The 2,370-nt window shown below is 71.5% G+C and carries 2 protein-coding genes; one reads left to right on the forward strand and one right to left on the reverse strand.

What is annotated here, in order from left to right; translation table 11 throughout:
• The first annotated feature begins 321 nt into the window (after positions 1-321).
• Positions 322-1,161 (forward strand): helix-turn-helix transcriptional regulator, encoded by an 840-nt coding sequence (locus DQW06_RS01345; RefSeq protein ID WP_013153395.1) that lies wholly within the window; start codon positions 322-324, stop codon positions 1,159-1,161.
• Between the two features lie 28 nt (positions 1,162-1,189).
• Here DQW06_RS01345 and DQW06_RS01350 read toward each other — a convergent pair.
• Positions 1,190-2,370: extracellular solute-binding protein (locus DQW06_RS01350; RefSeq protein WP_117197815.1), on the reverse strand; the 1,181-nt coding region annotated here is incomplete at its 5' end.

The raw sequence follows: 2,370 nt of genomic DNA on the forward strand, positions 1-2,370 counted from the left end.
CGCCGGTGACGAGCGCGCGCCTCCCGGTCAGGTCCGGCACGGTGATGTCGATGGTTCGACGCGGCATGGCTCTGCTCCCTCGTGTCCTCACGGACGCGCGTTCGGGCGGTTCCCGCTCCCTCCGTACCTGGTGCACGGTGCGCAGGAACGATCCTCCGCCCAAGGCGGGGTCGGTAACCACGGCCTCCCGATCCCAGGATCGGCGGGTCACCCCTCGCGCCTCTTCCACCTCCTCGACGGTAAGGGGGGATCGGCGGTCCGTGGTTACCGCCGCGCGCGCAAGGTAGACACGGAGCAGCACCACTGGGAAGAAGGAGTGCCGTGATCGATCGCACCGGGCTGGCCGAGTTCCTCCGCACCCGCCGGGAAGCGCTGCAACCCGAGGACGTCGGGCTGCCGCGCGGGCAGCGCCGCAGGACCAGCGGACTGCGGCGCGAGGAGGTCGCCGCGCTGTGCCACATGTCGACCGACTACTACTCGCGGCTGGAGCGGGAGCGCGGACCGCGGCCGTCGGGACAGATGCTCTCCTCCATCGCCCAGGGGCTGCACCTGTCACTGGACGAGCGCGACCACCTGTTCCGCCTGGCCGGACACAACCCGCCCCCGCGCGGCACGGTCAGCGACCACGTCAGCCCCGGCCTGCAACGGGTCCTCGACCGCCTGGACGACACGCCCGCGGAGATCGTCACCGAACTCGGCGAGACCCTGCGCCAGTCCCCGATGGGCGTCGCGCTGACCGGGGACACGACGCGGTTCACGGGGCCCGAACGCAGCTCGGGGTACCGGTGGTTCACCGATCCCGACTCCCGAAGGATCTACGCGCCCGAGGAGCACCCGTTCCTCACCCGCATGTACGCCTCGGGTCTGCGCGAGATCGTCACCCTGCGCGGCCCCGACTCGCGGGCCGCCCGCCTCGCCGACCTGCTCCTGGACCGGAGCGAGGAGTTCCGGCGGGTGTGGGAGGACCACGAGATCGGTGTGCGCCCCCACCACGTCAAGCACTTCGTGCACCCCGAGGTCGGTCCCCTGGAGCTGAACTGCCAGAGACTGGTCGACCCCGGCCAGGCCCACTCGCTGCTCGTCTACACCGCCGTCCCCGGCAGCGAGAGCCACGACAGGCTGCACCTGCTGTCGGTCATCGGAGCCCGGGCGCTGGGCTGAGCACCCGCCGCCACGCCTCCCCCGCCCGTCACGGGCCGGAGGCGGCGATCTCCTGGCCCCTGTCCAGGACGGCGCGCGGGTCCCCGTCCGGGGCCACGGCCGTGCCCAGCTCCCCGGCCATCGTGCCGCGCAGCTGGGCCCAGACCGGTTCGTAGGTGGGGTCCAGCCGTGCCTCGGGGATCTGCTCGACGTACTGCCCCACGTCGGGGTCGTCGCGGAACTCCTCGACGCCGGACTCGGTGGTCGGCAGCAGCCCCTCGACCTCCAGGTAGGCGGTGTAGTTCTCCGGTTCGTAGAAGTAGTCCAGGAACTCGGTGACCAGCTCCTGGTTGCCGGGGTTGTCGAAGGCCACCAGGTAGTCCTGGATGCCGTGGGTGGAGGGCTCGGCGCCGCCGTTGGTCGGGTGGGTCGTCGTGCCGTAGTCCACGCCCGCCTCGTGCACCGGGTCCAGGAACGCGCTGCCGCCCAGCGGCGCGTACACCATGGCGGCCCTGCCCTGGGCGAAGAGCGGCCACGTGCCGTCTGGGCGGTTGGTCTGCCCGGGGTTGGGCTGGGTGGCTTCGTGCTCCACCACCAGGTCCCGGAGGAACTCCAGCGTGGCGACGTTGCGGTCGCTGTTGACCGTCCACTCGCCGTCCTGCTTCCAGCCGCCGCCGTTGGAGCGCGCCCACGTGCCGAACTCGTAGTCGCCGCCGTCGAAGCCCAGCGCCAGCGCGTAGGGGACGTGGTCGCCGGGGAGCGCCTTGACGCGCTCCGCCGCCTCCAGGAACTCGTCCCAGGTCCGCGGGGGCTCGCTGATCCCGGCCTCGGCGAAGATGGTCCGGTTGTAGTACATCGCGTTCACCGTCGCGACGAACGGCAGGGCGTACTGCTCACCCTCCAGCGAGGCGTTCTCGGCCAGGACCGGGACGAAGTCGGTGAACTTGTCCTCGGGCAGCACGTCCCGCGCCGGGTGCAGCAGGCCCGCCTCGGCGTAGTCGGCGAAGAGGTTCGTGTTGAGGATGTCGGGGAACTGCCGGGTCTGCACCATCGTGTTGACCTGGTTCTGGAGGTCGTCCCAGCCGATCACCCGCAGCCGGACGCTCGTGCCGGGGTGGTCGGCCTCGAAGTCCTGGATCAGGTCGGTCCAGTAGGGCTGGGTCCCCTCGGTGTACTGCGCCACGACCAGCTCGATGGTGTTCGGGTCCCCGCCCCCGTCCCCCCCGCCCC

It is taken from the genome of Nocardiopsis sp. TNDT3 (assembly GCF_003427465.1).
Classification (GTDB): domain Bacteria; phylum Actinomycetota; class Actinomycetes; order Streptosporangiales; family Streptosporangiaceae; genus Nocardiopsis; species Nocardiopsis dassonvillei.